This is a genomic window from Bacillus massilinigeriensis, from assembly GCF_900117315.1.
GTDB lineage: Bacteria > Bacillota > Bacilli > Bacillales > Cytobacillaceae > Bacillus_BE > Bacillus_BE massilionigeriensis.
Genome location: NZ_LT630337.1, coordinates 1,351,067 through 1,374,468, shown reverse-complemented (window position 1 = coordinate 1,374,468; position 23,402 = coordinate 1,351,067). Strand labels below are relative to the sequence as shown.

Genomic DNA, 23,402 nt, shown 5'->3' with positions numbered 1-23,402 from the left:
ATATTGGATAATAAAAATATTATTTATTTGTTTTCCGAATAATTCGTGTCTACAGCATTTATAGATATTTTTACAGCGAAGGAGGATAGATGGCATGAAATATAAAAGTGTTTTTGATATTATTGGGCCTGTTATGATTGGACCATCAAGCTCACATACTGCGGGTGCTGCAAGAATCGGAAGGGTGGCAAGAAGTCTTTTTGGACGTGAGCCGAAATGGGCACACATATCCTTTTATGGTTCATTTGCCGAAACTTATAAAGGTCATGGGACAGATGTTGCTACAGTGGGTGGAATATTAGATTTTGACACATTTGATGAAAGAATCATTCATTCCATTGAAATCGCAAAAAGTCGAGGAATGGAATTAAGCTTTATTGAAGAAGAGGCTATTCCTTTTCACCCAAACACCGCGAAAATAATTTTAGGTGACGATGATGGTGAACTTGAACTAGTAGGGATCTCTATTGGTGGAGGAAAGATTGAAATCATTGAACTTAACGGATTTGAATTGAAATTATCAGGGCACCATCCAGCCTTGCTTGTTGTTCATAATGACCGTTTTGGAACCATAGCAAATGTTTCAAACATATTAGCAAAATATGAAATTAATATCGGTCATATGGAAGTATCCCGTAAGGAAAAAGGCAAGCTAGCTTTAATGACGATTGAAGTTGACCAAAATATAGAGGAATCTGTTATTTTAGAAATAGAAAAATTACCAAATATCATTAAGGTAGCAAAAATAGTTGAATAGGACCGTTATTATATGATAACGCTTACATTCTTGCCTCGTTCATTCATTGGTAAGAATCATTCAATCCAATTACTCAACCATACAAAAAACAGAAGAATTGAAAAACATGACAGAAAAAGGGGAAGGTTGAATGATGTTTCGTAACGTTGCTGAGCTTGTTGAACTTGCCGTTACTCAAAATAAAAAAATTTCGGATATTATGATTGAACAAGAAATAGAAGTGACAGGGAGAACCCGTGAGGAGATTCTTTCCAAAATGGAAAATCAATTGCAAGTAATGGAAAGAGCAGTCGAAAGAGGATTAGGTGGAGTTCATTCCCATTCAGGATTAACTGGTGGAGATGCTGTTTTGTTGCAGAGATATATAGAAAAGGGTCAATTTTTATCAGGAGAACTCCTACTTGATGCCGTAAGTAAAGCAGTAGCAACGAATGAAGTCAATGCTGCAATGGGGACGATATGTGCAACCCCAACTGCTGGCTCAGCTGGTGTGGTACCCGGTACATTGTTTGCAGTGAAAAATAAGTTAAACCCTACTCGTGAACAGATGGTTGCCTTTTTATTTACCGCTGGTGCTTTTGGTTTTGTAGTCGCTAATAATGCCTCAATATCAGGTGCTGCTGGTGGATGTCAGGCAGAGGTTGGATCCGCTTCAGGGATGGCAGCTGCAGCTATTGTTGAAATGGCTGGAGGAACTCCAAACCAATGTGCAGAAGCTATGGCAATTACCTTGAAAAATATGCTAGGATTAGTATGTGATCCAGTAGCTGGTCTTGTGGAGGTCCCATGTGTGAAACGTAATGCTATGGGAGCTGCCAATGCAATGGTGGCAGCAGACATGGCTTTAGCTGGGATCTCAAGCAGAATTCCATGTGATGAAGTAATAGATGCCATGTTTAAAATAGGTCAAGCAATGCCAACGGCTCTAAAAGAAACAGCGCAGGGAGGTTTAGCGGCTACATCGACAGGTCGACAATTAGAGGCAAAGATCTTCGGTACTCCGCAGAAAGAAAGTGAATAATATGCTACAGCAATCGGTAACTGTAATTAAGGGAATTGGGGAAGAAACGGCTGAAGGGTTAGCCGAATTGAATATCCGAACAATAAATGATTTGTTTGAACATTTTCCATATCGATTTGAAGACTATCGTTTGCGTGATTTGGCAGAAGTAAATCATAATGAGAAAATTACTGTAGAAGGGAAGGTTCATAGTGAGCCTTCTCTTGCCTATTATGGAAAAAAACGTTCTCGATTAACGATCAAACTTTTAGTTAATAAGTATTTGATTTCTGTTGTTTTTTTTAACCAACCTTATTTGAAAAACAAGATTACTGTCAACGAAACGATTACTGTTACAGGTAAATGGGATCAGCACCGACAAATGATAACAGCCAATGAGGCAAGTATTGGACAACAAAAACAAACGAAAAACTTTGAACCGGTTTATAATGTGAGAGGGAATTTAACCGTCAAGGGGATTAGGAGACTGATCAAACTTTCCTTTTCACAATACGGCCAATACATAGAAGAAACACTTCCTCAAGTACTTATTTCTAAGTACAGACTTTTAAATCGAAAAGATGCCTTTCGAGCAATGCATTTTCCTTTGAACGAAGAGGATATTAAGCAGGCAAGAAGAAGGCTTGTTTATGAGGAATTCTTGACCTTTCAATTAAAAATGCAGGGACTGCGGAAATTTGAACGTGAAAATTCCAAAGGGATTCAGCAGAAATATCATCTTTCCAAAATAAAGGAATTTCTTGATTCACTCCCATATCCTTTAACAAATGCTCAAAAACGAGTCGTTAATGAAATTTTTTCAGATATAAAGTCTCCTTATCGTATGAATCGCCTTCTCCAAGGGGATGTTGGTTCTGGAAAAACCGTCGTGGCTGCTATTTGCTTGTATGCAAGTGTAACAGCAGGTTTCCAAGGTGCCATGATGGTACCAACAGAAATTCTTGCTGAACAACATGCAGAATCCCTTAATGAACTATTATCCCCATTTGATGTGAAATGTGAACTGCTGACAAGTTCAGTGAAAGGAAAAAGACGCAAAGAAATATTATCTCAATTAAGGGAAGGGGAAATTCATATATTAATAGGGACCCATGCCTTAATTCAGGATGAGGTAGAATTCTCTAATCTCGGACTTGTCATTACTGACGAACAGCATCGATTTGGTGTCGAACAGCGCAGGGTTTTAAGAGAAAAAGGAGAGAGCCCGGATGTTCTTTTTATGACCGCTACTCCAATTCCACGAACCCTAGCCATTACTGTGTTTGGTGAGATGGATGTATCGATTATCGATGAGATGCCAGCTGGAAGGAAAGCAATAGATACTTATTGGGCAAAGCATGAGATGTTAGAACGGGTATTAGGGTTTATGGAGAAGGAATTGATAAAGGGTAGACAAGCCTATTGTATATGTCCGTTAATCGAAGAATCAGAGAAGCTAGACCTACAAAATGCCATCGATGTACATACAACCTTAACGAACTACTTTCGCGACCGTTACCGCGTGGGCCTCATGCATGGAAAACTAAGTTCTGATGAAAAAGAGACAGTAATGAAGGAATTTAGTAATAACGAGGTACAAGTACTTGTATCGACAACAGTAGTTGAGGTAGGAGTAAATGTGCCCAATGCTACATTTATGCTCATTTATGATGCTGAAAGATTTGGATTATCACAGCTCCACCAGCTTCGTGGGAGAGTTGGAAGAGGAGAAGATCAATCCTATTGTGTTCTAATAGCCGATCCAAAAACAGATATTGGAAAAGAACGAATGAAAATCATGACAGAAACAAATGATGGATTTGTGCTGAGTGAGAAGGATTTGGAGCTAAGAGGACCGGGGGATTTCTTTGGAAAAAAACAAAGTGGTGTTCCTGAATTTAAGGTAGCTGACATGGTTCATGATTACCGTGCATTAGAAACAGCTCGTCAGGACGCGGCAACCTTGATTGAATCAAAAATATTTTGGGAATCAAGTGAATACCTGCATTTAAGAGAAAAATTATTAAATGCAGGAGTTTTAGCAGGAGAAAAATTAGATTAATATTTATGAAACGATTGTTTGCAAGATTATTGGAGAAAATGTTTCACACTTTATTCTTGCAATCTGTTTTTTGAAATTATATACTACTATTAGTACCTAGTCATAATATCTCGGACGGTGTATTTATGAGAAGAAATAAAAGAGAGCGTCAAAATTTATTAACACAAACGATAAAGGAAAATCCTTTTATTACAGATGAAGAATTAGCAGATAAATTTTCAGTTAGTGTCCAAACCATTCGATTAGATCGTTTGGAGCTATCTATACCTGAATTACGTGAGCGTATTAAAACGGTCGCAGAAAAAAGGTTTGAGGACGAAGTGAAATCACTCCCATTAGATGAAGTTATTGGGGAAATCATCGATATGGAGCTTGATCATTCCGCCATTTCAATATTAGATGTGAAAAGTGAACATGTATTTAAGCGAAATAAGATTGCCAGGGGTCACCATCTGTTTGCTCAAGCGAATTCTTTAGCTGTCGCAGTCATCGATGATGAATTGGCTTTAACAGCCAAGGCGAATATCCTTTTTACACGCTCCGTTATGGAGGGTGAAAGAGTAATCGCTAAGGCAAAGGTTATGAAAATTGATCAAGAACATGATCGAACATTTGTACATGTTGAGAGCTTTGTTAATAATGAAAAAGTATTTAATGGTGAATTTGAAATGTATCGTTCAAAGTAATTAGGTTTATTATCCTAATTACTTTTAGCTAGTGATTTTTTAACAGGTTTAAGGTCAGAAGACTAATGTCACGTCCGTGGGAAACGGAAAGTCTGGAACGTAAATCAACATTGAAATACTAACAGAGCCAAAAATAAAAGAATCAAAGGATGAACATTCATGAGATTAGCAATAGATGCAATGGGTGGAGATCATGCCCCTAAAGAAATCGTGCTAGGGGCTATGAAAGCCGTACAAGAATATAAAGATATTGAAGTAACACTTGTTGGAAATGAAAGACAAATAAAAGAATACCTTACCAATCAAGAGAGAATTCAAATATTACATACTGAAGAAGTGATTTTAGGGACGGATGAGCCTGTTCGAGCAGTCCGACGTAAAAAAAATTCATCCATGGTATTAGCTGCAAAGCTAGTTGCAGATGGAGAAGCTGATGGATGTATATCTGCAGGGAATACGGGTGCATTAATGGCAGCTGGCTTATTTGTAGTCGGACGTATAGAAGGAATTGACCGCCCGGCATTATCTCCTACCCTACCTACAATTAATGGGGATGGCTTTACACTGCTAGATGTAGGGGCAAATGTGGATGCAAAGCCAGAAAATCTCCTCCAATATGCCATTATGGGCTCCATATATAGTGAAAAAGTAAGATCTATCTCAAAACCAAGAGTTGGATTGCTTAACATTGGAACAGAAGAGAAAAAGGGTACCGAGCTGACTAAAAATACATTTCATCTCTTAGAAAATGCTGCTCTAAATTTTGTTGGTAATGTCGAGGCAAGGGATTTGCTTGACGGGGTTGCTGATGTCGTCATAACAGATGGCTTTACTGGAAATATGGTATTGAAAACAATTGAAGGAACAGCTATGTCTGTGTTTCAAATGTTAAAAACGGCTTTATCAAGTAGTGTGAAAAGTAAGCTAGCAGCGGCCGTGTTAATGCCGGATTTAAAGAAGCTTAAATCAAAGATGGATTACTCAGAATACGGTGGGGCAGGTCTTTTTGGGTTAAAAGCACCTGTTATCAAGGCCCATGGTTCTTCTGATGCGAATTCAATTTATAATGCGGTAAGACAAACTCGTGAAATGGTTGATAAAAAAGTTGTAGAAACAATTAAACAGACTATTGAAAGAGAAATTGTTAAATAAATGAAGTTTTTTTAAGGAATTTAAAGAAGAGGTGTTGTTATGGGTAAGTTGGCATTTTTGTTTCCAGGTCAAGGATCTCAAATTGTAGGAATGGGCAAAGAGCTTGCAGCAAATAGTCAGGAAGCAAGGGGAATTTTTCAAAAAGCAGATGAGCGTTTACAGGATCAGCTTTCAAATCTCATATTTGAGGGACCGCAAGAGAAATTGACATTAACAACAAATGCTCAACCTGCTTTACTGACGACAAGTATGGCCATATTAACTTTGTTTGAGCAAGCTGGAGTCAAGCCGGATTATGTTGCTGGTCATAGCTTAGGGGAGTATACCGCACTTGTTGCTTCAGGAGCTATATCATTTGAAGATGGTGTGTATGCTGTTCGAAAACGTGGGGAATTTATGGAGGAAGCAGTACCAAATGGTGAAGGTACGATGGCCGCTGTATTAGGATTAGATCGAGATAAGCTTGGTCATGTCACAGAAGAAATTACAAATAATGGAGACTCTGTCCAACTGGCCAATATTAATTGCCCTGGCCAAATTGTCATCTCTGGAACTCGCAAGGGTATTGAAATAGCTGCAGTGAAAGCAAAGGAAGCCGGAGCCAAAAGGGTTCTTCCTCTTGAGGTAAGTGGACCATTTCATTCCGATTTAATGAAACCAGCTGCTACAAGGCTTGCTGGTATACTAGAGGAAATTGCCATACAAGATGCAGATATTCCTGTCATAGCAAATGTAACAGCAACGGAAATGACAGATTCCAACGACATAAAGGAGAAACTAATCCAACAATTATTTTCACCTGTCTTATGGGAGGATTCCGTGCAAAAGATGATTTCCCTTGATGTGGATACCTTTATTGAAATTGGACCAGGTAAAGTGTTATCCGGACTTGTCAGAAAAATTGATCGAAATGTGAAAACTTATGCTGTTTCCGATGAAGAGACTTTCAGAGCTACTATGGAAGCCTTAAAGGAGGAAAAATGATGAGATTACAGGGTAAAATTGCACTTGTTACTGGTGCTTCAAGAGGAATTGGCAGAGAGATTGCTCTAGAGCTAGCAAGACTTGGTGCGAATATTGCGGTTAATTATGCGGGAAATGAAGCTAAGGCAAATGAAGTAGTTGATGAAATTAAGGCCCTAGGAAGAGATGCTATCGCTGTTCAGGCAGATGTCTCAAATGCTGAGTCTGTCACTAATATGGTGAAGGAAACGATTGAAAGGTTTGGAAGGTTAGATATTTTAGTGAATAATGCAGGTATTACAAAGGATAACCTTCTAATGAGAATGAAAGAAGAGGAATGGGATGCCGTCATTAATACAAACTTAAAAGGTGTCTTTTTGACTACGAAAGCTGTTACTAGACAAATGATGAAGCAGCGCTACGGCCGTATCATTAATATTTCTTCCATAGTAGGTGTGAGCGGGAACCCAGGTCAGGCGAATTATGTGGCTGCAAAGTCAGGTGTCATTGGACTAACGAAAACAGCAGCAAAAGAACTTGCTTCAAGAGGTATAACTGTTAACGCAGTTGCACCAGGGTTTATTACGACGGACATGACGGACAAATTGAATGAGGAAGTAAGAAATGAAATGCTCAAGCAAATCCCTCTTGCTGATTTTGGGAAACCAAGTGATGTTGCTCATGTCGTAGCTTTTTTAGCATCTGATGATAGTCGTTATATGACTGGACAAACACTCCATGTTGATGGTGGAATGGTCATGTAACAAGCATTCCTTAACTGAGTATAGATTTGCATGATCCTTTGAAGTGAATGGCAACACTTTTTTCATGAATATTATTGAATCAACATTTATTATTTAACAAAAATACAATATAATGTCTTGAGGGGAGGTGACAAGCATGGCAGAAGTATTAGAACGCGTAACGAAAATAATCGTTGACCGACTAGGAGTTGAAGAGTCTCAAGTAAAACTTGAAGCATCCTTCAAAGATGATCTTGGTGCAGATTCCCTAGATGTAGTTGAACTCGTAATGGAATTAGAAGATGAATTCGATATGGAAATCTCTGACGATGATGCTGAGAAAATTTCTACAGTGGGAGACGCTGTAAATTACATAAATAGCAAATTGTAATCGTTGGATCATAAGGGCTGTCCCAAAGCGAAGGTGTCAGGTGCATGGGGGGACAGCCTTTTCTCCTTCAAATGGGCCTGCCATCGATTAGGTATATAAGGAAAACTTGGAGAGAAAAATTCCTCCAAGTTTCTTTGCGTTTTTTCATGTAATTCCGTACACTTATAATGGTATGCAAATTATTAGCAAGGTGGAGTCATAATGAGAAAGATGGGAAAAGAGAGAGATAGACGCATACAAAATGCGATAGAAAAACAATTTAAAGAACTTCAAAGTAAAATAGGAATCCATTTTCATAATGAAAATTTGCTTAAACAAGCATTTACTCATTCATCATATGTGAATGAGCATCGAAGAAAGCCTTATGAAGATAATGAAAGGCTTGAGTTTTTAGGAGACGCTGTTCTAGAGGTAACTGTTTCTCACTTCCTTTATAACAAATACCCAATGATGAGTGAAGGGGAACTGACAAAATTACGTGCTGCTGTGGTTTGCGAGCCTTCACTAGTGGCATTTGCACATGAACTTTCCTTCGGTGTCCACGTTCTTCTTGGAAAAGGTGAGGAAATGACAGGTGGAAGAGAGAGACCGGCATTGCTTGCAGATGTTTTTGAAGCTTTTATCGGAGCATTATTCTTGGATCAAGGAATGGAATCAGTTATTCAATTTCTCGAAAAGGTCGTCTTTCCTAAAATAAATTCTGGTGCTTTTTCTCATGTGATGGATTTTAAAAGTCAGCTTCAAGAACTGATTCAGCGTGATGGAGTAGGTAGTATTGAATATAAAATTTTACAAGAAAAAGGTCCAGCTCATAATCGTGAGTTTGTTTCCATTGTCTCTTTAAATACAAAAGAGTTAGGAATGGGGTCAGGTCGATCAAAAAAAGAAGCAGAACAACATGCTGCCCAAATGGCTTTAGAAAAACTTAAAGCTCATATGTTTGATGACTATGAGAAGAAATAAAATGTGGGAGAAGGGGGGATTTACTTGTTTCTTAAACGTTTAGACATCGTAGGTTTTAAATCATTTGCTGAACGAATAAGTGTCGATTTTGTACCAGGAGTCACAGCAGTTGTTGGACCAAATGGTAGTGGGAAAAGTAATATTATTGACGCTGTTCGTTGGGTATTAGGAGAACAATCCGCAAAGTCCCTCCGTGGAGCAAAAATGGAAGATATCATTTTTGCAGGTAGCGATTCAAGAAAAGCTCTTAATTTTGCCGAAGTTACTCTTACATTAGACAATGAGGATTCCTTTTTGCCACTTGAATATAATGAGGTAAGTGTAACAAGAAGGGTTTATCGTTCTGGTGAAAGTGAATTCTTCATCAATAAACAGCATTGCAGATTAAAGGATATTGTCGACCTTTTCATGGATTCAGGCTTAGGAAGAGAGGCATTCTCTATCATAAGTCAGGGGAAAGTCGAGGAGATATTGAATAGTAAAGCAGAGGATCGTAGAACAATCTTTGAAGAAGCAGCCGGTGTTTTGAAATATAAAACTAGAAAGAAAAAAGCAGAAGGTAAGCTCACTGAAACGCAAGAAAATTTAAATCGAGTTAACGATATTTTGTTCGAACTAGAAAGTCAGGTTGAGCCTTTAAAGATTCAAGCCTCAATTGCCAAAGATTATCTACAGCAAAAAGAGGAGCTTGAAAAAATTGAGGTAGCTCTTACTGTTTATGAAATAGACGAGCTCCATGGAAAATGGGAAAAACTATCTCAGCAATTTGAAAAACATAAAGAAGAAGAAATGAATCTATCTATCTCTCTTCAATCTAAGGAAGCGCAAATTGAGGAATTACGTGATCATACTCAAGCTTTAGATGAGTCAATCAATGACTTGCAAACGGTCTTACTTCATGCCAGTGAGGAGCTTGAGAAATTAGAGGGAAGAAAGGAAGTATTAAAGGAAAGAAAGAAAAATGCTGACCAAAATAAGGATCAGTTGGAGAAAAATATTGAAGAGCTTACTATCAAGCTCAATTCTTTAGTAGAACAAAAAGAAGAAGAAATGAATACGGTAAAGTCATTGGAAGAAGAAGCTGAAGCGCTTCAACTTTCATTAAAAGAGAAACAAGGAAAAATGGCTTTATTTTCTGTAAATATTGAAGAGGAAATCGAATCCCTTAAAGGGGATTATATTGACTTATTAAACCAACAGGCAGCTGCAAAAAATGAACTGCAATATGTTGAACGTGATCTTTCACAGCTTGAAAATAAAAACGATAGATTAGAGGGGGAAAATGAAAAATACCTCCAGGAACGTAGTGAAATACAAAATCGAAAAAATGAAATTGAAGAAAGACTTGCTGAAATCCAGAAAAAACTAGAAGAACAGATTTCTATTTTTCGAAATGAACAAAACAAGCTGGAATCTTTAAGAAATAGCTATCAAAAGCAAGAAACCACTCTCTACCAAGCGTATCAGTACTTGCAAAAATCAAAATCTAGAAAAGATATGCTAGAGGAAATGGAGGATGACTATTCAGGATTCTTCCAAGGGGTTAAGGAAGTATTAAAAGCACGTGAAAGTAAGCTACAAGGTATAAAGGGTGCTATAGCAGAACTAATTACTGTTCCAAAGAAATATGAAGTAGCAATCGAAACAGCCCTCGGTGCAGCAATGCAGCATATCATAGTTGATACAGAGGAAAGTGGAAGAAAAGCGATTCAATATTTAAAACAAAACTCATATGGACGGGCTACATTCCTACCTTTGAATGTCATTAAAGGGAAATCTCTATCGGAAGGTCAGATTCAGTCCATTCAGAATCACTCTGACTATGTAGGTATCGCCTCAGACTTAGTTCAATACGAGAATACTTACGGGAATGTTTTCACAAATTTACTAGGGACTGTTGTCATCACCAAGGATTTAAAGGGAGCCAATGAGTTAGCAAGAATCTTGCAATATCGATGCCGTCTCGTTACTTTAGATGGAGATGTTGTCAATCCTGGTGGATCAATGACAGGTGGAGCCGTAAAGCAAAAGAACTCCTCACTCCTCAGTCGTAAGGGAGAATTAGAGGAATTAAAAACCAAGCTAATCACGATGGAACAACAAACATCACAGCTTGAGGAACAGGTCAAAGTATTTAAACTGAAAATACAGGATCAGGAGACAGCATTAGATGAATTAAGAAAACAGGGTGAGGAGCTGCGTATTGCAGAGCAATCAGCCAAGGGTGACCTTCGGGAAGTTGAACTAAAAGAAAAAAATAATAATGAACGCCTCACTTTATATGATTTAGAAAAGAATCAGTTTTCAGATGAAAAGAAAAGATTGATTACTCGAAAAGAAGAATTGCTTGAGCTTTTAGATAAATATCAGGTTCAAATTAAGACATTAGACCAAGAAATTGCCGGACTGACAGAGCAGAAAAATACGGATAGCTTGTCAAAAGAAACCCTCATCTCTGAAATCAATGATTTGAAGATTAAGCATGCGGCGAAGAATGAACAGCTTCTCCATGCTAAGGAGAAATTATCAAGGTGCATGACGGACTTAAATGACACTTCTGAACGTTTAGTAACCTACAAGGAAGATCTTGAACTTCTAACCTCTGAGATGACAGATAGTTCCTCAGGTGAGGTTCATTTAGAGGAAGAAGCGAAAAGAAGGCTCCAAGATAAAACAGAAACCTTAAACTTAATCTCTACAAGAAGAGAGGAAAGACTTCGTTTACAAAGTAATCTCGACGATCTTGAGCTAGAGGTTAAAGAATTAAAACGCCTGCAAAGAGGTATGACGATTAGCCTGCGAGATGAAGAAGTAAAGATTAACCGCCTTGATGTTGAGCTGGACAATCATCTATCGCACCTTCGCGAAGAATATCTGCTTTCTTATGATGGTGCAAAAGAAGCATATCCACTCCAAATACCTGCAGATGAAGCGAGAAAGAAAGTAAAGTTGATTAAGCTTTCTATTGAAGAAATGGGAACAGTAAACCTTGGAGCCATTGAAGAATATGAACGTGTTTCTGAAAGGTATGAGTTCCTATTAGAACAAAAGAAAGATTTGCAGGAAGCAAAGGATACCTTATTCCAGGTAATTGATGAAATGGATATTGAAATGAAAAAGCGTTTCGAACAAACCTTCAATGCTATACGCTCCCATTTTGAATATGTTTTCCAAGCCTTATTTGGTGGAGGAAGGGCAGATTTAAGACTGACAAATCCAGACGATTTGCTAAACACTGGAGTTGAAATCGTTGCACAGCCACCAGGCAAAAAGCTACAGAATCTTGGTCTACTATCAGGTGGCGAAAGAGCACTCACTGCTATTGCTTTGCTCTTTTCAATACTAAAAGTTCGCCCTGTGCCATTTTGTATCTTGGATGAAGTGGAGGCAGCACTGGATGAGGCGAATGTTTTCCGTTTTAGTCAATACTTAAAAACATATAGCTCAGAAACCCAATTCATTGTAATCACCCATAGAAAAGGGACGATGGAGGAAGCAGATGTACTTTATGGTGTGACCATGCAAGAATCTGGAGTGTCAAAACTAGTTTCCGTTCGCTTAGAGGAAACAAATGAACTAGTTCGATCTTAAGTAAAGGCTGTTTTCTCAAAGTTTGTTGTTATTTTGATGATAAATAAGTAGAGAGTAATGACTTAGCAGCCTGAATACACGTAGACTCCTGTGGGAATGCGAGAAAGGTGAGACCCTCGAGGAGCGTAGCAACGAGGAGGCTCACCGCTCGCCCACGGAAAGCGGAGTGTATTCAGGCTGCGGTTATAAAAGCAACAATCTATACGAAAACAGCCTAAGTAAAATAAGGAAGTGGAAAAAATGAGCTTTTTTAAAAAATTAAAAGAAAAAATTACAAAGCAAACAGACTCAGTCACGGAAAAATTCAAAGAGGGACTGACGAAAACTCGCGATAATTTTTCTAATAAAGTCAATGATTTGGTGTCCCGCTATCGAAAGGTAGATGAAGATTTTTTTGAAGAGCTTGAAGAAATTTTGATTCAAGCGGATGTTGGCTTTGATACGGTTATGAAACTAGTGGACGAGCTGAAAATGGAAGTGAAACGCAAGAATATTCAAGACCCGAAGGAAGTTCAAGATGTTATTTCAGAGAAACTTGTTGAAATTTACAATAAGGGGAATGACAGCACTTTAGGATTAAATATTCAAGAAGGTGGATTGACCGTCATCTTGTTTGTAGGTGTAAATGGTGTTGGGAAAACAACAACCATCGGGAAACTGGCCCATAAATTTCAATCAGAGGGTCGAAAAGTTCTACTTGCTGCAGGTGACACATTCCGTGCTGGGGCCATTGATCAATTAGAGGTTTGGGGAGAGCGGGTCGGTGTTGATGTGATTAAGCAAGCGGAAGGATCAGATCCAGCCGCGGTAATGTACGATGCGGTTAAAGCAGCTAAATCACGGAACGTAGATATTCTCCTTTGTGATACAGCTGGCCGTTTGCAAAACAAGGTTAACTTAATGAAGGAGCTTGAAAAGGTTAAACGTGTCATTGAAAGGGAAATCCCTGGTGCCCCACATGAGGTACTTCTTGTTCTTGATGCAACTACCGGCCAAAATGCAATGATTCAGGCGAAAACCTTTAAAGAAGCAACAGATGTCAGTGGAATTGTTTTAACGAAGCTTGACGGAACAGCAAAGGGTGGAATTGTTCTTGCCATCCGAAATGAATTGAATATTCCGGTGAAATTTGTTGGCTTAGGTGAGAAGATGGATGATCTTCAAGAGTTTGATGCTGAACAGTATGTATATGGGTTGTTTGCTGAGATTGTTGATAGTGAGGCTTAGATTGGATTTTTGAGTGAGCATGGTTGGTGGGCTTAGGTAGTTTGATTTTGATTGTTCGCAAATGGGTGGTGGTTCGCGAATAACCTTTGGTTTTCGCGAAAGTGGGGAATTTCTGCGAATAAGAGATAGAAATCGCGAATAAATAAAATTTTTCGCGAGAAAAAACTGAAATCGCGAATATAATTTTATTTTTGCGAATAAATTGCGATGTTTCGCGAATAAAAAGTGGATTTTCACGAATAAAAATTAAATTTCGCGAATAAAAAGCGGATTTTTGCGAATAAAACTTAAATCAAATGGAATGGACCATCTCATGAAGCTCCTTTAAGGAAAAATACGGGGAATATCCCCGTTTTTCCTTTCTAAAAATAACAAAAAACTCAAAAAGACCTCTTAAAACTATGGTTAATCAATCATTCCTATCTGTAAAGATATTTTCTTGACATCACCAAATGAACCATGTAAACTAGTGATTGTAAAGGCTTTTCACTTAACAAAGGGGGAACCAGTATGCTGGAGAAAACAACGAGAATGAACTATCTTTATGATTTTTACCAGACGTTGTTGACGCCTAAGCAACAAAGCTATATGTCCCTTTATTACTTAGATGATTTTTCTCTTGGTGAAATTGCTGAAGAATATGATGTCAGTCGTCAAGCGGTTTACGACAACATTAAAAGAACAGAAGCAATGCTTGAAGAATATGAAGAAAAGCTATTATTGTTTCAGAAATTTCAAAAGCGCAGTAAACTTTTTACACATTTAAAAGAGATGATCCAAGAGGATTCACCATCGAAGCAATCGCTTTTAGAGGTTGTTTCAGAGCTTGAAAAATTAGATTAGGAGGCGGCGTTATGGCATTTGAAGGATTAGCCGACCGACTGCAAAATACAATCCAGAAAATCCGTGGTAAAGGGAAAGTTTCGGAAGCAGATGTAAAAGAAATGATGCGCGATGTACGTCTTGCTCTTTTAGAGGCAGATGTTAACTTTAAAGTAGTTAAGGAATTTGTCAAAAAAGTGAGTGAGCGTGCGGTTGGACAGGAAGTCTTAAAAAGCTTAACCCCAGGACAACAAGTTATTAAAGTTGTAAAAGAAGAACTTACTGAATTAATGGGTGGAGAACAAAGCAAGATTGCAGTAGCTAGTCGTCCTCCTACCGTCATTATGATGGTTGGTCTTCAAGGGGCTGGGAAAACGACAACCACTGGAAAACTAGCGAACCTGCTCCGAAAAAAACATAATCGAAATCCTTTACTCGTAGCAGCGGATGTTTATCGTCCCGCAGCAATCAAGCAGCTAGAAACATTAGGTAAGCAGCTGAACATGCCAGTCTTCTCCCTTGGAGATAAAGTAAGCCCTGTGGAAATTGCAAAGCAAGCCATATCAAAGGCAAAAGAGGAACATAATGATTATGTTTTAATTGATACCGCTGGACGCTTACATGTAGATGAAGCTTTAATGGATGAGCTTAAGCAAATTAAAGAGCTTACCAAGCCTGATGAAATCTTTCTAGTTGTTGACGCAATGACTGGTCAGGATGCTGTGAATGTTGCAGGTAGTTTTAATGAGCAATTGGGACTTACCGGAGTTATCCTAACTAAGCTGGATGGAGATACCCGTGGTGGGGCAGCATTATCTATCCGTTCTGTAACCAATACCCCAATTAAATTCGTTGGTCTTGGAGAAAAAATGGATGCAATTGAAGCATTTCATCCAGAACGAATGGCATCTCGTATACTAGGTATGGGAGATGTGTTAACCCTTATTGAAAAAGCACAAGCTAGTGTTGATGAAGAAAAAGCAAAGGAATTGGAACAAAAGTTTCGGACAGCATCCTTCACATTCGATGACTTCCTAGACCAATTAGGACAAGTCAGGAATATGGGACCGCTTGACGAGCTTCTTAAAATGATTCCTGGTGCAAACAAAATTAAGGGCTTGGATAATCTTCAATTTGATGAAAAGCAGTTTACACATGTTGAGGCTATCATTAAATCAATGACGAAAGAAGAAAAACTTCATCCGGAAATGATTAATGCTAGTCGTAGAAGAAGAATTGCAAAGGGATCTGGAACAACTGTCCCTGAAGTGAACAGATTCTTAAAGCAATTTGAAGACATGAAAAAAATGATGAAGCAAATGAGTGGAATGCAGATGAAAGGGAAAAAAAGAGGTGGGTTTAAGCTACCATTTAATCCTTTTTAATCCTTTTTATTCCATAAAATAGAAGTGCATGACAAAATCCATCTTGCGACTTCTTACAAATTACCAACTATTATTTAACATGTAAAGAAAAAACACTTTACAAACTTTAAAACAATTGATATTATACTATCTTGTGTGAAACTATTCGGAGGTGCTTATTTAAAATGGCAGTAAAAATTCGTTTAAAACGTATGGGAGCAAAAAAATCTCCTTTCTATCGTATTGTAGTAGCTGATTCTCGTTCACCACGTGATGGACGTTTCATTGAAACAGTTGGAACTTACAATCCAGTTGCACAACCAGCTCAAGTTGAAATTAATGAAGAGTTAGCTCTTAAATGGTTAAAAGACGGTGCAAAACCATCTGACACAGTTCGCAATCTTTTCTCTAAACAAGGCATTATGGAAAAATTCCATAACGCTAAATACAGCAAGTAATTGCCTCAAAGCCAATGAAAGAACTCATTGAAACGATTGTAAAACCCCTTGTTGATTATCCGGATGAAGTGATTGTCCATGTAAATGAGGAAGACGATCATATTATCTATAAATTATCTGTTAATAAAACAGACATGGGAAAAGTGATAGGAAAACAAGGTCGTGTTGCAAAGGCTTTACGAACTGTTGTCTATGCAGCAGGAGCTTCACAACAGAAGAAAATTTTATTAGAAATAATAGAATAAGCAGTATTTAAAATAGGAGGGGATTCCCCTCCTTTTTTTACAATAGTGGTTTGTAAGCGCTAAGGAGGCCTAATAAATGAAAATCCTTCAAAGTGTTATCGTAAAGCAAGTATTAACTGAAAAAAGTAAAGAAGAGCTTTTAAGAAGATTGACCAATGATAAGAGTCAATACCAAAAAGAATGCGATCAGCTTCGATTCGAAATGAAAAAGCTGGAAAAGGCAAATAAGCTGCAACGAACAAAAATTGATCAGCATTTTGAAAAGGAAATTCAACATCGATTAGAAAAAATACAGCTTGTTGATTTCCAAATAGAACAATTACATATGCTACCCTTAGGCAGTGAATTAAAGGAAAAAGAGGTCCAAGCAATTCTCGAGATTAAAGAAGGAGATTGCTGGGATGATATAAATGAGAAAACAATTGTCATTAAAGATGGAATGGTCGTTGAAATACGCTAGAGGTGATGAAATTGGAAAAATGGTTTAACGTTGGGAAAATCGTTAATACTCATGGTATTAAGGGGGAAGTTCGGGTCATTTCAAGAACGGATTTTGCCAATGAACGTTACCAGCCTGGAAATAAGCTATATTTGTTTATGCCAGATTCAAATGAACCCACTCCTTTAATTATTAAATCTCACCGAGTTCATAAATCATTTGATTTGTTGACCTTTGAAGGCTTCGATAATGTAAATGATGTGGAGAAGATGAAGGGTGGTATCCTCAAGGTAACAGAGGAAGCTTTAGGAAAGCTCGAGGAAAATGAATTTTACTATCATGAAATTATCGGTTGCACGGTTTTTACGACTGAAGGTGAGTCTCTTGGGAGAATTACCGAGATTCTTACTCCTGGTGCCAATGATGTTTGGGTTATCAAAGGAAGTCGCGGTAAAGAAATCCTCATCCCTTACATTGAAGACATTGTAAAAGACGTTAATGTCCAGGATCGAAAAGTAGTAATCGAGCCAATGGAAGGATTATTATCATGAAAATCGATGTTTTAACGCTTTTTCCAGAGATGTTTGATGGGGTTTTCGGTCATTCGATTTTGAAAAAAGCTGAAGATCAACATGCTGTTAGCTATCATGTAGTAAATTTCCGTGAGTTTGCGGACAGTAAGCATGGACAGGTTGATGATTATCCTTATGGTGGCGGAGCGGGGATGGTATTAAAGCCGCAGCCTATTTTTGATGCGGTTTCCTCCCTTACAGAAGGAGTAAAGAAGCAACCACGAATTATTTTAATGTGTCCTCAGGGAAAGCGTTATAATCAAAAAATGGCTGAGGAATTAGCAAGAGAAGATCATTTAATATTCATTTGTGGGCATTATGAAGGCTATGATGAAAGAATTAGAGAGTACTTAGTCACGGACGAAATCTCCATAGGAGACTTTGTTTTAACTGGTGGAGAGCTAGGTGCGATGGTTGTCATTGATAGTGTAGTAAGACTATTGGGGGGAGTCCTTGGAAATGAGGAATCCCATCAAAAGGATTCCTTTAGTACGGGCTTCCTAGAACATCCACATTATACTAGACCTGCCGACTTTAGAGGGATGCCTGTTCCTGACATACTTATTAGCGGAAATCATCGATTAATTGAGGAGTGGAGGGCAAAGGAATCCCTTCGGAGAACGTTTTTCCGTCGACCGGATTTACTGGATGAAATAGAATTGACTGATCAACAAAAAAAGTGGATTGAAGAATTTAAAAAACAGGAATAAATATTGCAAGTATTTATCGGTTATGTTATGATAATTTTTGTGACTTAGACTGGATTCTTTTCAGTATATAGTCTGATAACGGTGTTCCGCTGCATTTATATAGGAAATAGTTGTGCAAGAGCATCTGTGGGAGGAGTTGAAAACGATGCATAAATTAATCGAAGAAATCACTAAAGAACAACTTCGCTCTGATCTTCCAGCTTTCCGTCCTGGTGATACTGTACGTGTACACGTAAAAGTTATCGAGGGTACTCGTGAGCGTATTCAGGTGTATGAAGGTGTTGTGATTAAGCGTCGTGGTGGTGGTATTAGCGAAACTTTTACAGTACGTAAAGTTTCTTACGGAGTAGGCGTTGAGCGTACATTCCCAGTACACACACCAAAAATTGCGAAGCTTGAAGTTATCCGTCGCGGTAAAGTTCGCCGTGCTAAACTTTATTACTTACGTAACCTACGTGGTAAAAAAGCTCGTATTAAAGAAATTCGATAATCGCATTAAAGAAGGAGCTTGTATAACAAGCTCCTTTTTCATAGTTAATGACTAATAAATGCATTCGTAAAGCATTGTATTTAAAATTCATGAAGATATGTTTATTTATTATTTTTTAGTAAAATAAACATATTAGGTTATGATGATAATAATTTTATATGGAAGAATGGAGGGGAAGAGATGGCAAAACAAAAGAATGAATTGTGGGAGTGGGTAAAGGCTTTAATTATAGCTGTTTTACTAGCCGCAGTGATTCGATACTTTTTATTTGCTCCAATCGTTGTTGATGGTGAATCCATGATGCCAACATTACTTGACAAGGATCGAATGATTGTCAATAAGTTTAGCTACAAAATTGGAGAACCAAAACGGTTTGATATCATTGTGTTTCATGCACCTGAGAATAAAGATTACATAAAAAGAGTTATCGGTCTTCCAGGTGACCGAATTGAATATAAAAATGATACACTTTACATCAATGGAAAAAAATATAACGAACCATATTTGGAACAATATAAAAGAGAAGAAGTGGATGGTCCGTTAACTGAACCATTTACTTTAGAAGAGATTATAGGGCAGTCAACTGTACCTGAAGGTCATTTATTCGTCATGGGAGACAATCGTAGATACAGTAAGGATAGTCGTCATATAGGAACAGTTCCAATGGAAAAAGTTCTGGGTAATACAAGTATTATTTACTGGCCATTAAAAGACATCCGAATTGTGAAATAAACCTTAGGGAGGTGTCCCTTATATGACTATTCAATGGTTTCCTGGGCATATGGCGAAAGCTAGGCGACAGGTTACAGAAAAATTAAAGCTAGTCGATATTATTTTTGAACTAGTAGATGCTCGAATTCCATTTTCCTCACGCAATCCAATGATTGACGAGATTATCCAGCATAAACCAAGATTGGTCCTTCTAAATAAAGCCGACATGGCAGACAAAGATAAAACAAATCAATGGATTCAATATTTTCGTTCAAAAGGTATACATGCATTGGCAATCAATTCCCAAGCTGGTGTTGGAATGAAGGATATTGTCCATGCCTCAAAGGAAATTTTACAAGAGAAATTTGACCGAATGAAGGCTAAAGGGGTCAAACCAAGGGCGATAAGAGCGATGATTGTCGGGATTCCAAATGTAGGGAAATCGACACTTATTAATCGCCTTGCTAAGAAGAATATCGCGAAAACGGGGAATACTCCAGGTGTAACGAAGGCACAGCAATGGATAAAGGTAGGGAAAGAATTAGAGTTATTAGATACGCCAGGAATTCTTTGGCCGAAATTTGAAGATCAGGATGTTGGTATGAAGTTAGCCATCACTGGAGCGATTAAAGATACAATCTTGAATTTACACGATGTGGCAATCCATGCCTTAAAATTCCTTGAGAGTGAGTATCCTGAGCGTCTTAAAGAGCGGTACAAGCTTGAAAGTATTCCATCGGATATAGTGGAGCTCCTTGATATGATTGGACGGCTTAGAGGCTGTTTAATGGGCGGAGGAGAAGTTGATTATGACAAAGTAACAGAGCTTGTAATCCGCGAAATCCGTACGGAGCAACTTGGAGCCCTCACCTTCGAAACTCCAACTATGCTTGAAGAGAAGCAAGGATAAGATTATTGATATTATTTGATATATTTTTCAGACCTTCAAGGTACAAAAATCATAAATAGAAGGCCTTCATATGAAGGTCTTTATTTTTTTGAAAAATAACCGATAAAAATGATATAGATACAACGAATCATGTAATAGAGCTACATAAAGGAGACAATATGCAAAAACTAACTATCTCAGAGATAGAAAATAAACTATCTTTCATTACAGAGCAAACAGATCCTTTCATAAAGCAGCTGGAATTAGATGATCGCAAAGGGGCAAAAAGTTTACTCCTTAAATGGAATAGAAAAATGGAAAGAGACCAGAAAGAAAAAACGAAATTTCATGAAATGTGTTACTTCGAAAATAAATATCGAAAACAAGGTTTTCAAAATATTGCAGGCATTGATGAAGTTGGCAGAGGTCCATTAGCTGGTCCGGTTGTTGCTGCAGCTGTCATCCTCCCAGCGGATTTTTATCTACCTGGTATTGATGATTCTAAAAAGCTAACTGAGCAAAAGCGTGAGGAATTTGCAAGAATGATTTGCGAGAAAGCCTTAGCTGTTGGTATTGGTCTGATCGATGTGGATGTTATTGATTCAATCAACATATTAGAGGCCTCCAAAAAGGCGATGCTATCTTCCATTTCAGAGCTTTCTATTAAGCCGGATTTCTTGTTAATTGATGCAGTGAAGCTTACTACCCCTTATCCACAAGAGGCAATTATTAAAGGGGATGCCAAAAGTGTGTCTATTGCTGCTGCCTCGATTGTTGCAAAGGTGACAAGAGATAGGCTGATGAAAGACTTAGATAAAGAGTATCCTGAATACGGTTTTTCACAAAATATGGGTTACGGTACAAAAGAGCACTTACTAGCAATTGAAAAGTATGGTGTAACGAAATATCATCGAAAAAGCTTTTCTCCAGTAAAAGATGCAAAGATAAGAGAGTAAGAAGGTGGTTTTATGATTTCGGCTAATTTAATCCAGTCATTATTGAAGCAAGAGTCTAACAGCTTATCAAAAGCTGTTTCCCTTCAACCTGGACAACTCATTAATGGGAAAGTAATCAAACTTTTTCCAAATCAAACAGCCGAAATTCAAGTCGGTGCAAATAAAATGATTGCTTCTCTGGAGGTTCCATTAACGGCGAATGATCGCTATTGGTTTCAGGTTCAGCCCGGTGAGGGAAAGGTCCATTTAAAGGTTTTAATAGGTCAAGGAAATAGTGAGAAAAGTACAACATCCTCCTTTGAAGGATTATTAAAACTCCTAGGCATGAATATGACAAAAGAAAATATAGATTTAATACGATTTTTTATTAAAGAGCAGCTCCCTTTAACTAAAGAATCCTTTACCACGGCAAGTCAGTGGTTAAATCAACTTGAAACACAAAAGGAAGGCTTAGAAGCCCTCAAGCAAATATTTTCAAGAAATCTCCCTCTATCAAAGGATATTTTCCTAAGTTTGACAGCTGCTATTAGAAATGAGCCGATGCATTCCCTTATTTCAAGGTTAAGTTTATTGTTAGAAAATGATCATGATACAGAAACCGGAAAGAAATTATATGAGCTTTCTACTAATCTATTAACTACAGGAAAAGAGAAGGCATATGAAAAGGCGATTACTCATTTATTTTCTTCATGGCTAGGTCAAGATAAAGAAAAATCAGAAGCTGCTTTTCAGATTTTGCAAAGGATTGGATGGCTGCCAAAGGGTTCAGAGGATAAAGTGTTGGACCATGCTTTGCAAAAAAGCCCATTCCTAGTAACGGATACGGAGAAGAATCAAGGGTCCAATATCAGTGGGGAACTTGTTCGACCAATTCAAACAATGGAAGAAAGGAGCCAATCCTCCTCCCTTGATAATGTGTTGGAGAATAGTAATCAAAAGCAAAATGTGGATTGGAGGAGAAGTCTTCCTAAGGAAGGATTGGAAATTCTGACTTCAATAATCAAGCATGAAAATAATAATCCGGAAAGCGTTAGGCGATTCCTTCACTCCTTCCAGGCAGATCCACAATTTACAGATGTTCAAAAGGATACTATATTAAAAGGAATAATCAATTTATTTTCTCGTACGGAAGGCGAAAAAGTGATGGATCTAGCATTTCATTCTTTAAGAGAATTCATCAATAGTAGTCATGCGGGGATGGGAAAAAGAAACTCCAATTCCGTGCTGGAGTTAATCAAGCAATTGTCCATGACTCTGGAAAGCGAGGCTACTAATTTGGAAAATAGTAGCTCCCTTTCAAATAAACTAAAGCTATTAATGAGGTCGATCGGGTTTATTTATGAACATGATACACTTCAGTTACTTCAAAATGGGCAACAACCAGGTTTGGAAGAGATTGATGCTCTAAAGCCTCTGTTAATTAAATTTTTAAATGAGGATCATTCCTTTCCCATTAAGGAGACAGCTGAACAATTATTAAATAAAATCTCAGGATTACAAATGCTTTCACAGGAAATAGGACCTATTCAGCAGTATCTTGTCCAAGTACCATTCAATTTTCTAGATAAAACAGTGGATTTAACGGTGCAATGGAACGGACGAAAAAAAGAGGATGGAAAAATTGATCCTGATTATTGCCGCCTTCTATTTTATTTAGAATTGAGTTCCTTGAAGGAAACCATTGTAGATGTGAAAATACAAAATCGGATTATGAATGTCACAATAATTAATAATCATGAATCCATTAAAGCAATTGCTGCTCCAATGTTGAATGGTCTGAAGGCCAATCTAAATGCCCTTAATTATCAGCTTTCTTCAATCACCTTTGAAAAAACCAATGTAAAGAACGATTGGAAATCAATGAAGGCTTTTGAAACCATCTACGATACAAAACAATATAACGGAGTAGACATAAGAATATGAAGAATAATATAAAAACAGAGAGAAAGGAAGCTATTGCATTAGGATATGATCCAGAAGGAAGTGATTCTCCCCATGTTTTAGCAAAGGGAAAGGGAATCATTGCCGATAATATCATAACGAAGGCGGAAGAGAATAATATTCCAATCCAAGAAGACCCCTCTCTTGTCTCACTTTTAAGCAAGCTAAACATAAACGAAAATATCCCTGATGAGCTTTATCAAGTAGTAGCAGAGTTATTTGCATTTGTATATCGAATAGATCAAAAGATAGATGAGAAATAAGGCTGGC

At 37.8% G+C, this 23,402-nt stretch carries 24 protein-coding genes; all 24 read left to right on the top strand.

Translation table 11 applies throughout. The features are described 5' to 3' along the window. Positions 1-94: 94 nt before the first annotated feature. The 24 genes from sdaAB to BQ6100_RS06765 all read left to right on the top strand — a co-directional run bounded on the left by sdaAB (position 95) and on the right by BQ6100_RS06765 (position 23,395). Entirely contained in the window at positions 95-757 is a 663-nt protein-coding gene (sdaAB, locus tag BQ6100_RS06880) for an L-serine ammonia-lyase, iron-sulfur-dependent subunit beta (protein ID WP_075980965.1), read from the top strand. A gap of 133 nt (positions 758-890) precedes the next feature. Then, positions 891-1,778 (top strand): L-serine ammonia-lyase, iron-sulfur-dependent, subunit alpha, encoded by an 888-nt coding sequence (gene sdaAA / locus BQ6100_RS06875; RefSeq protein ID WP_075983465.1) that lies wholly within the window; start codon positions 891-893, stop codon positions 1,776-1,778. A gap of 1 nt (position 1,779) precedes the next feature. Next, positions 1,780-3,819: an ATP-dependent DNA helicase RecG gene (gene recG, locus BQ6100_RS06870; protein WP_084780268.1), complete on the top strand. Its 2,040-nt coding sequence runs from the start codon at positions 1,780-1,782 to the stop codon at positions 3,817-3,819. 125 nt (positions 3,820-3,944) lie between these two features. Further along, a complete protein-coding gene (gene fapR / locus BQ6100_RS06865) occupies positions 3,945-4,505 on the top strand; it encodes a transcription factor FapR (RefSeq protein ID WP_075980963.1) in 561 nt (186 codons plus the stop codon). Positions 4,506-4,664: 159 nt separating this feature from the next. Beyond that, positions 4,665-5,657 (top strand): phosphate acyltransferase PlsX, encoded by a 993-nt coding sequence (gene plsX / locus BQ6100_RS06860; RefSeq protein WP_075980962.1) that lies wholly within the window; start codon positions 4,665-4,667, stop codon positions 5,655-5,657. A 39-nt stretch (positions 5,658-5,696) separates the two neighbouring features. Then, a complete protein-coding gene (fabD, locus tag BQ6100_RS06855; RefSeq protein WP_075980961.1) occupies positions 5,697-6,641 on the top strand; it encodes an ACP S-malonyltransferase in 945 nt (314 codons plus the stop codon). Then, entirely contained in the window at positions 6,641-7,384 is a 744-nt protein-coding gene (gene fabG / locus BQ6100_RS06850; protein WP_075980960.1) for a 3-oxoacyl-[acyl-carrier-protein] reductase, read from the top strand. The genes fabD and fabG overlap by 1 nt, the downstream gene beginning before the upstream one ends. A 136-nt stretch (positions 7,385-7,520) precedes the next feature. Next, positions 7,521-7,754, top strand: coding sequence for an acyl carrier protein (locus BQ6100_RS06845; protein ID WP_075980959.1), 234 nt, complete (start codon positions 7,521-7,523; stop codon positions 7,752-7,754). Positions 7,755-7,955: 201 nt separating this feature from the next. Continuing rightward, a complete protein-coding gene (gene rnc, locus BQ6100_RS06840) occupies positions 7,956-8,717 on the top strand; it encodes a ribonuclease III (RefSeq protein WP_075980958.1) in 762 nt (253 codons plus the stop codon). Positions 8,718-8,741: 24 nt separating this feature from the next. After that, a complete protein-coding gene (smc, locus tag BQ6100_RS06835; protein WP_075980957.1) occupies positions 8,742-12,308 on the top strand; it encodes a chromosome segregation protein SMC in 3,567 nt (1,188 codons plus the stop codon). A 240-nt stretch (positions 12,309-12,548) separates the two neighbouring features. Next, on the top strand, positions 12,549-13,535 hold the full coding sequence (ftsY, locus tag BQ6100_RS06830) for a signal recognition particle-docking protein FtsY (RefSeq protein WP_075980956.1): 987 nt from the start codon (positions 12,549-12,551) through the stop codon (positions 13,533-13,535). A gap of 510 nt (positions 13,536-14,045) precedes the next feature. Continuing rightward, positions 14,046-14,378: a putative DNA-binding protein gene (locus BQ6100_RS06825; protein ID WP_075980955.1), complete on the top strand. Its 333-nt coding sequence runs from the start codon at positions 14,046-14,048 to the stop codon at positions 14,376-14,378. An 11-nt stretch (positions 14,379-14,389) separates the two neighbouring features. Then, positions 14,390-15,742 carry a signal recognition particle protein gene (gene ffh, locus BQ6100_RS06820; RefSeq protein ID WP_075980954.1) on the top strand — a complete coding sequence of 451 codons (1,353 nt, stop codon included), beginning with the start codon at positions 14,390-14,392 and terminating at the stop codon, positions 15,740-15,742. A gap of 164 nt (positions 15,743-15,906) precedes the next feature. After that, the gene (rpsP, locus tag BQ6100_RS06815) at positions 15,907-16,179 is read left to right on the top strand and encodes a 30S ribosomal protein S16 (protein WP_075980953.1); all 273 of its coding nucleotides are present in this window, start codon (positions 15,907-15,909) and stop codon (positions 16,177-16,179) included. A 14-nt stretch (positions 16,180-16,193) separates the two neighbouring features. Continuing rightward, the gene (locus BQ6100_RS06810) at positions 16,194-16,424 is read left to right on the top strand and encodes a KH domain-containing protein (protein WP_075980952.1); all 231 of its coding nucleotides are present in this window, start codon (positions 16,194-16,196) and stop codon (positions 16,422-16,424) included. 76 nt (positions 16,425-16,500) lie between these two features. Beyond that, positions 16,501-16,884 (top strand): YlqD family protein, encoded by a 384-nt coding sequence (locus tag BQ6100_RS06805; protein WP_075980951.1) that lies wholly within the window; start codon positions 16,501-16,503, stop codon positions 16,882-16,884. Positions 16,885-16,895: 11 nt separating this feature from the next. Then, positions 16,896-17,414, top strand: a complete 519-nt coding sequence (rimM, locus tag BQ6100_RS06800) for a ribosome maturation factor RimM (RefSeq protein WP_075980950.1) — start codon at positions 16,896-16,898, stop codon at positions 17,412-17,414. After that, the gene (trmD, locus tag BQ6100_RS06795) at positions 17,411-18,145 is read left to right on the top strand and encodes a tRNA (guanosine(37)-N1)-methyltransferase TrmD (protein ID WP_075980949.1); all 735 of its coding nucleotides are present in this window, start codon (positions 17,411-17,413) and stop codon (positions 18,143-18,145) included. The genes rimM and trmD overlap by 4 nt, the downstream gene beginning before the upstream one ends. Before the next feature lie 145 nt (positions 18,146-18,290). Then, complete coding sequence (gene rplS, locus BQ6100_RS06790; RefSeq protein WP_075980948.1) at positions 18,291-18,635, top strand: 50S ribosomal protein L19; 345 nt, start codon at positions 18,291-18,293, stop codon at positions 18,633-18,635. 180 nt (positions 18,636-18,815) lie between these two features. Beyond that, a complete protein-coding gene (gene lepB, locus BQ6100_RS06785; protein WP_075980947.1) occupies positions 18,816-19,367 on the top strand; it encodes a signal peptidase I in 552 nt (183 codons plus the stop codon). Positions 19,368-19,389: 22 nt separating this feature from the next. Continuing rightward, positions 19,390-20,256, top strand: a complete 867-nt coding sequence (ylqF, locus tag BQ6100_RS06780; RefSeq protein WP_075980946.1) for a ribosome biogenesis GTPase YlqF — start codon at positions 19,390-19,392, stop codon at positions 20,254-20,256. Positions 20,257-20,414: 158 nt separating this feature from the next. Further along, positions 20,415-21,191, top strand: coding sequence for a ribonuclease HII (locus BQ6100_RS06775; RefSeq protein WP_075980945.1), 777 nt, complete (start codon positions 20,415-20,417; stop codon positions 21,189-21,191). Positions 21,192-21,203: 12 nt separating this feature from the next. Beyond that, positions 21,204-23,114, top strand: a complete 1,911-nt coding sequence (locus BQ6100_RS06770; protein ID WP_075980944.1) for a hypothetical protein — start codon at positions 21,204-21,206, stop codon at positions 23,112-23,114. Then, the gene (locus BQ6100_RS06765) at positions 23,111-23,395 is read left to right on the top strand and encodes an EscU/YscU/HrcU family type III secretion system export apparatus switch protein (protein ID WP_075980943.1); all 285 of its coding nucleotides are present in this window, start codon (positions 23,111-23,113) and stop codon (positions 23,393-23,395) included. Before BQ6100_RS06770 ends, BQ6100_RS06765 begins: the two co-directional genes overlap by 4 nt. Positions 23,396-23,402: the final 7 nt, after the last annotated feature.

What these genes read in the sequence shown, in the direction of transcription:
- sdaAB (WP_075980965.1), top strand. Translation starts at nt 95, where the DNA reads ATGAAATATAAAAGTGTTTTTGATATTATTGGGCCTGTTATGATTGGA.
- sdaAA (WP_075983465.1), top strand. Translation starts at nt 891, where the DNA reads ATGTTTCGTAACGTTGCTGAGCTTGTTGAACTTGCCGTTACTCAAAAT.
- recG (WP_084780268.1), top strand. Translation starts at nt 1,780, where the DNA reads ATGCTACAGCAATCGGTAACTGTAATTAAGGGAATTGGGGAAGAAACG.
- fapR (WP_075980963.1), top strand. Translation starts at nt 3,945, where the DNA reads ATGAGAAGAAATAAAAGAGAGCGTCAAAATTTATTAACACAAACGATA.
- plsX (WP_075980962.1), top strand. Translation starts at nt 4,665, where the DNA reads ATGAGATTAGCAATAGATGCAATGGGTGGAGATCATGCCCCTAAAGAA.
- fabD (WP_075980961.1), top strand. Translation starts at nt 5,697, where the DNA reads ATGGGTAAGTTGGCATTTTTGTTTCCAGGTCAAGGATCTCAAATTGTA.
- fabG (WP_075980960.1), top strand. Translation starts at nt 6,641, where the DNA reads ATGAGATTACAGGGTAAAATTGCACTTGTTACTGGTGCTTCAAGAGGA.
- BQ6100_RS06845 (WP_075980959.1), top strand. Translation starts at nt 7,521, where the DNA reads ATGGCAGAAGTATTAGAACGCGTAACGAAAATAATCGTTGACCGACTA.
- rnc (WP_075980958.1), top strand. Translation starts at nt 7,956, where the DNA reads ATGAGAAAGATGGGAAAAGAGAGAGATAGACGCATACAAAATGCGATA.
- ftsY (WP_075980956.1), top strand. Translation starts at nt 12,549, where the DNA reads ATGAGCTTTTTTAAAAAATTAAAAGAAAAAATTACAAAGCAAACAGAC.
- BQ6100_RS06825 (WP_075980955.1), top strand. Translation starts at nt 14,046, where the DNA reads ATGCTGGAGAAAACAACGAGAATGAACTATCTTTATGATTTTTACCAG.
- ffh (WP_075980954.1), top strand. Translation starts at nt 14,390, where the DNA reads ATGGCATTTGAAGGATTAGCCGACCGACTGCAAAATACAATCCAGAAA.
- rpsP (WP_075980953.1), top strand. Translation starts at nt 15,907, where the DNA reads ATGGCAGTAAAAATTCGTTTAAAACGTATGGGAGCAAAAAAATCTCCT.
- BQ6100_RS06810 (WP_075980952.1), top strand. Translation starts at nt 16,194, where the DNA reads ATGAAAGAACTCATTGAAACGATTGTAAAACCCCTTGTTGATTATCCG.
- BQ6100_RS06805 (WP_075980951.1), top strand. Translation starts at nt 16,501, where the DNA reads ATGAAAATCCTTCAAAGTGTTATCGTAAAGCAAGTATTAACTGAAAAA.
- trmD (WP_075980949.1), top strand. Translation starts at nt 17,411, where the DNA reads ATGAAAATCGATGTTTTAACGCTTTTTCCAGAGATGTTTGATGGGGTT.
- rplS (WP_075980948.1), top strand. Translation starts at nt 18,291, where the DNA reads ATGCATAAATTAATCGAAGAAATCACTAAAGAACAACTTCGCTCTGAT.
- lepB (WP_075980947.1), top strand. Translation starts at nt 18,816, where the DNA reads ATGGCAAAACAAAAGAATGAATTGTGGGAGTGGGTAAAGGCTTTAATT.
- ylqF (WP_075980946.1), top strand. Translation starts at nt 19,390, where the DNA reads ATGACTATTCAATGGTTTCCTGGGCATATGGCGAAAGCTAGGCGACAG.
- BQ6100_RS06775 (WP_075980945.1), top strand. Translation starts at nt 20,415, where the DNA reads ATGCAAAAACTAACTATCTCAGAGATAGAAAATAAACTATCTTTCATT.
- BQ6100_RS06770 (WP_075980944.1), top strand. Translation starts at nt 21,204, where the DNA reads ATGATTTCGGCTAATTTAATCCAGTCATTATTGAAGCAAGAGTCTAAC.
- BQ6100_RS06765 (WP_075980943.1), top strand. Translation starts at nt 23,111, where the DNA reads ATGAAGAATAATATAAAAACAGAGAGAAAGGAAGCTATTGCATTAGGA.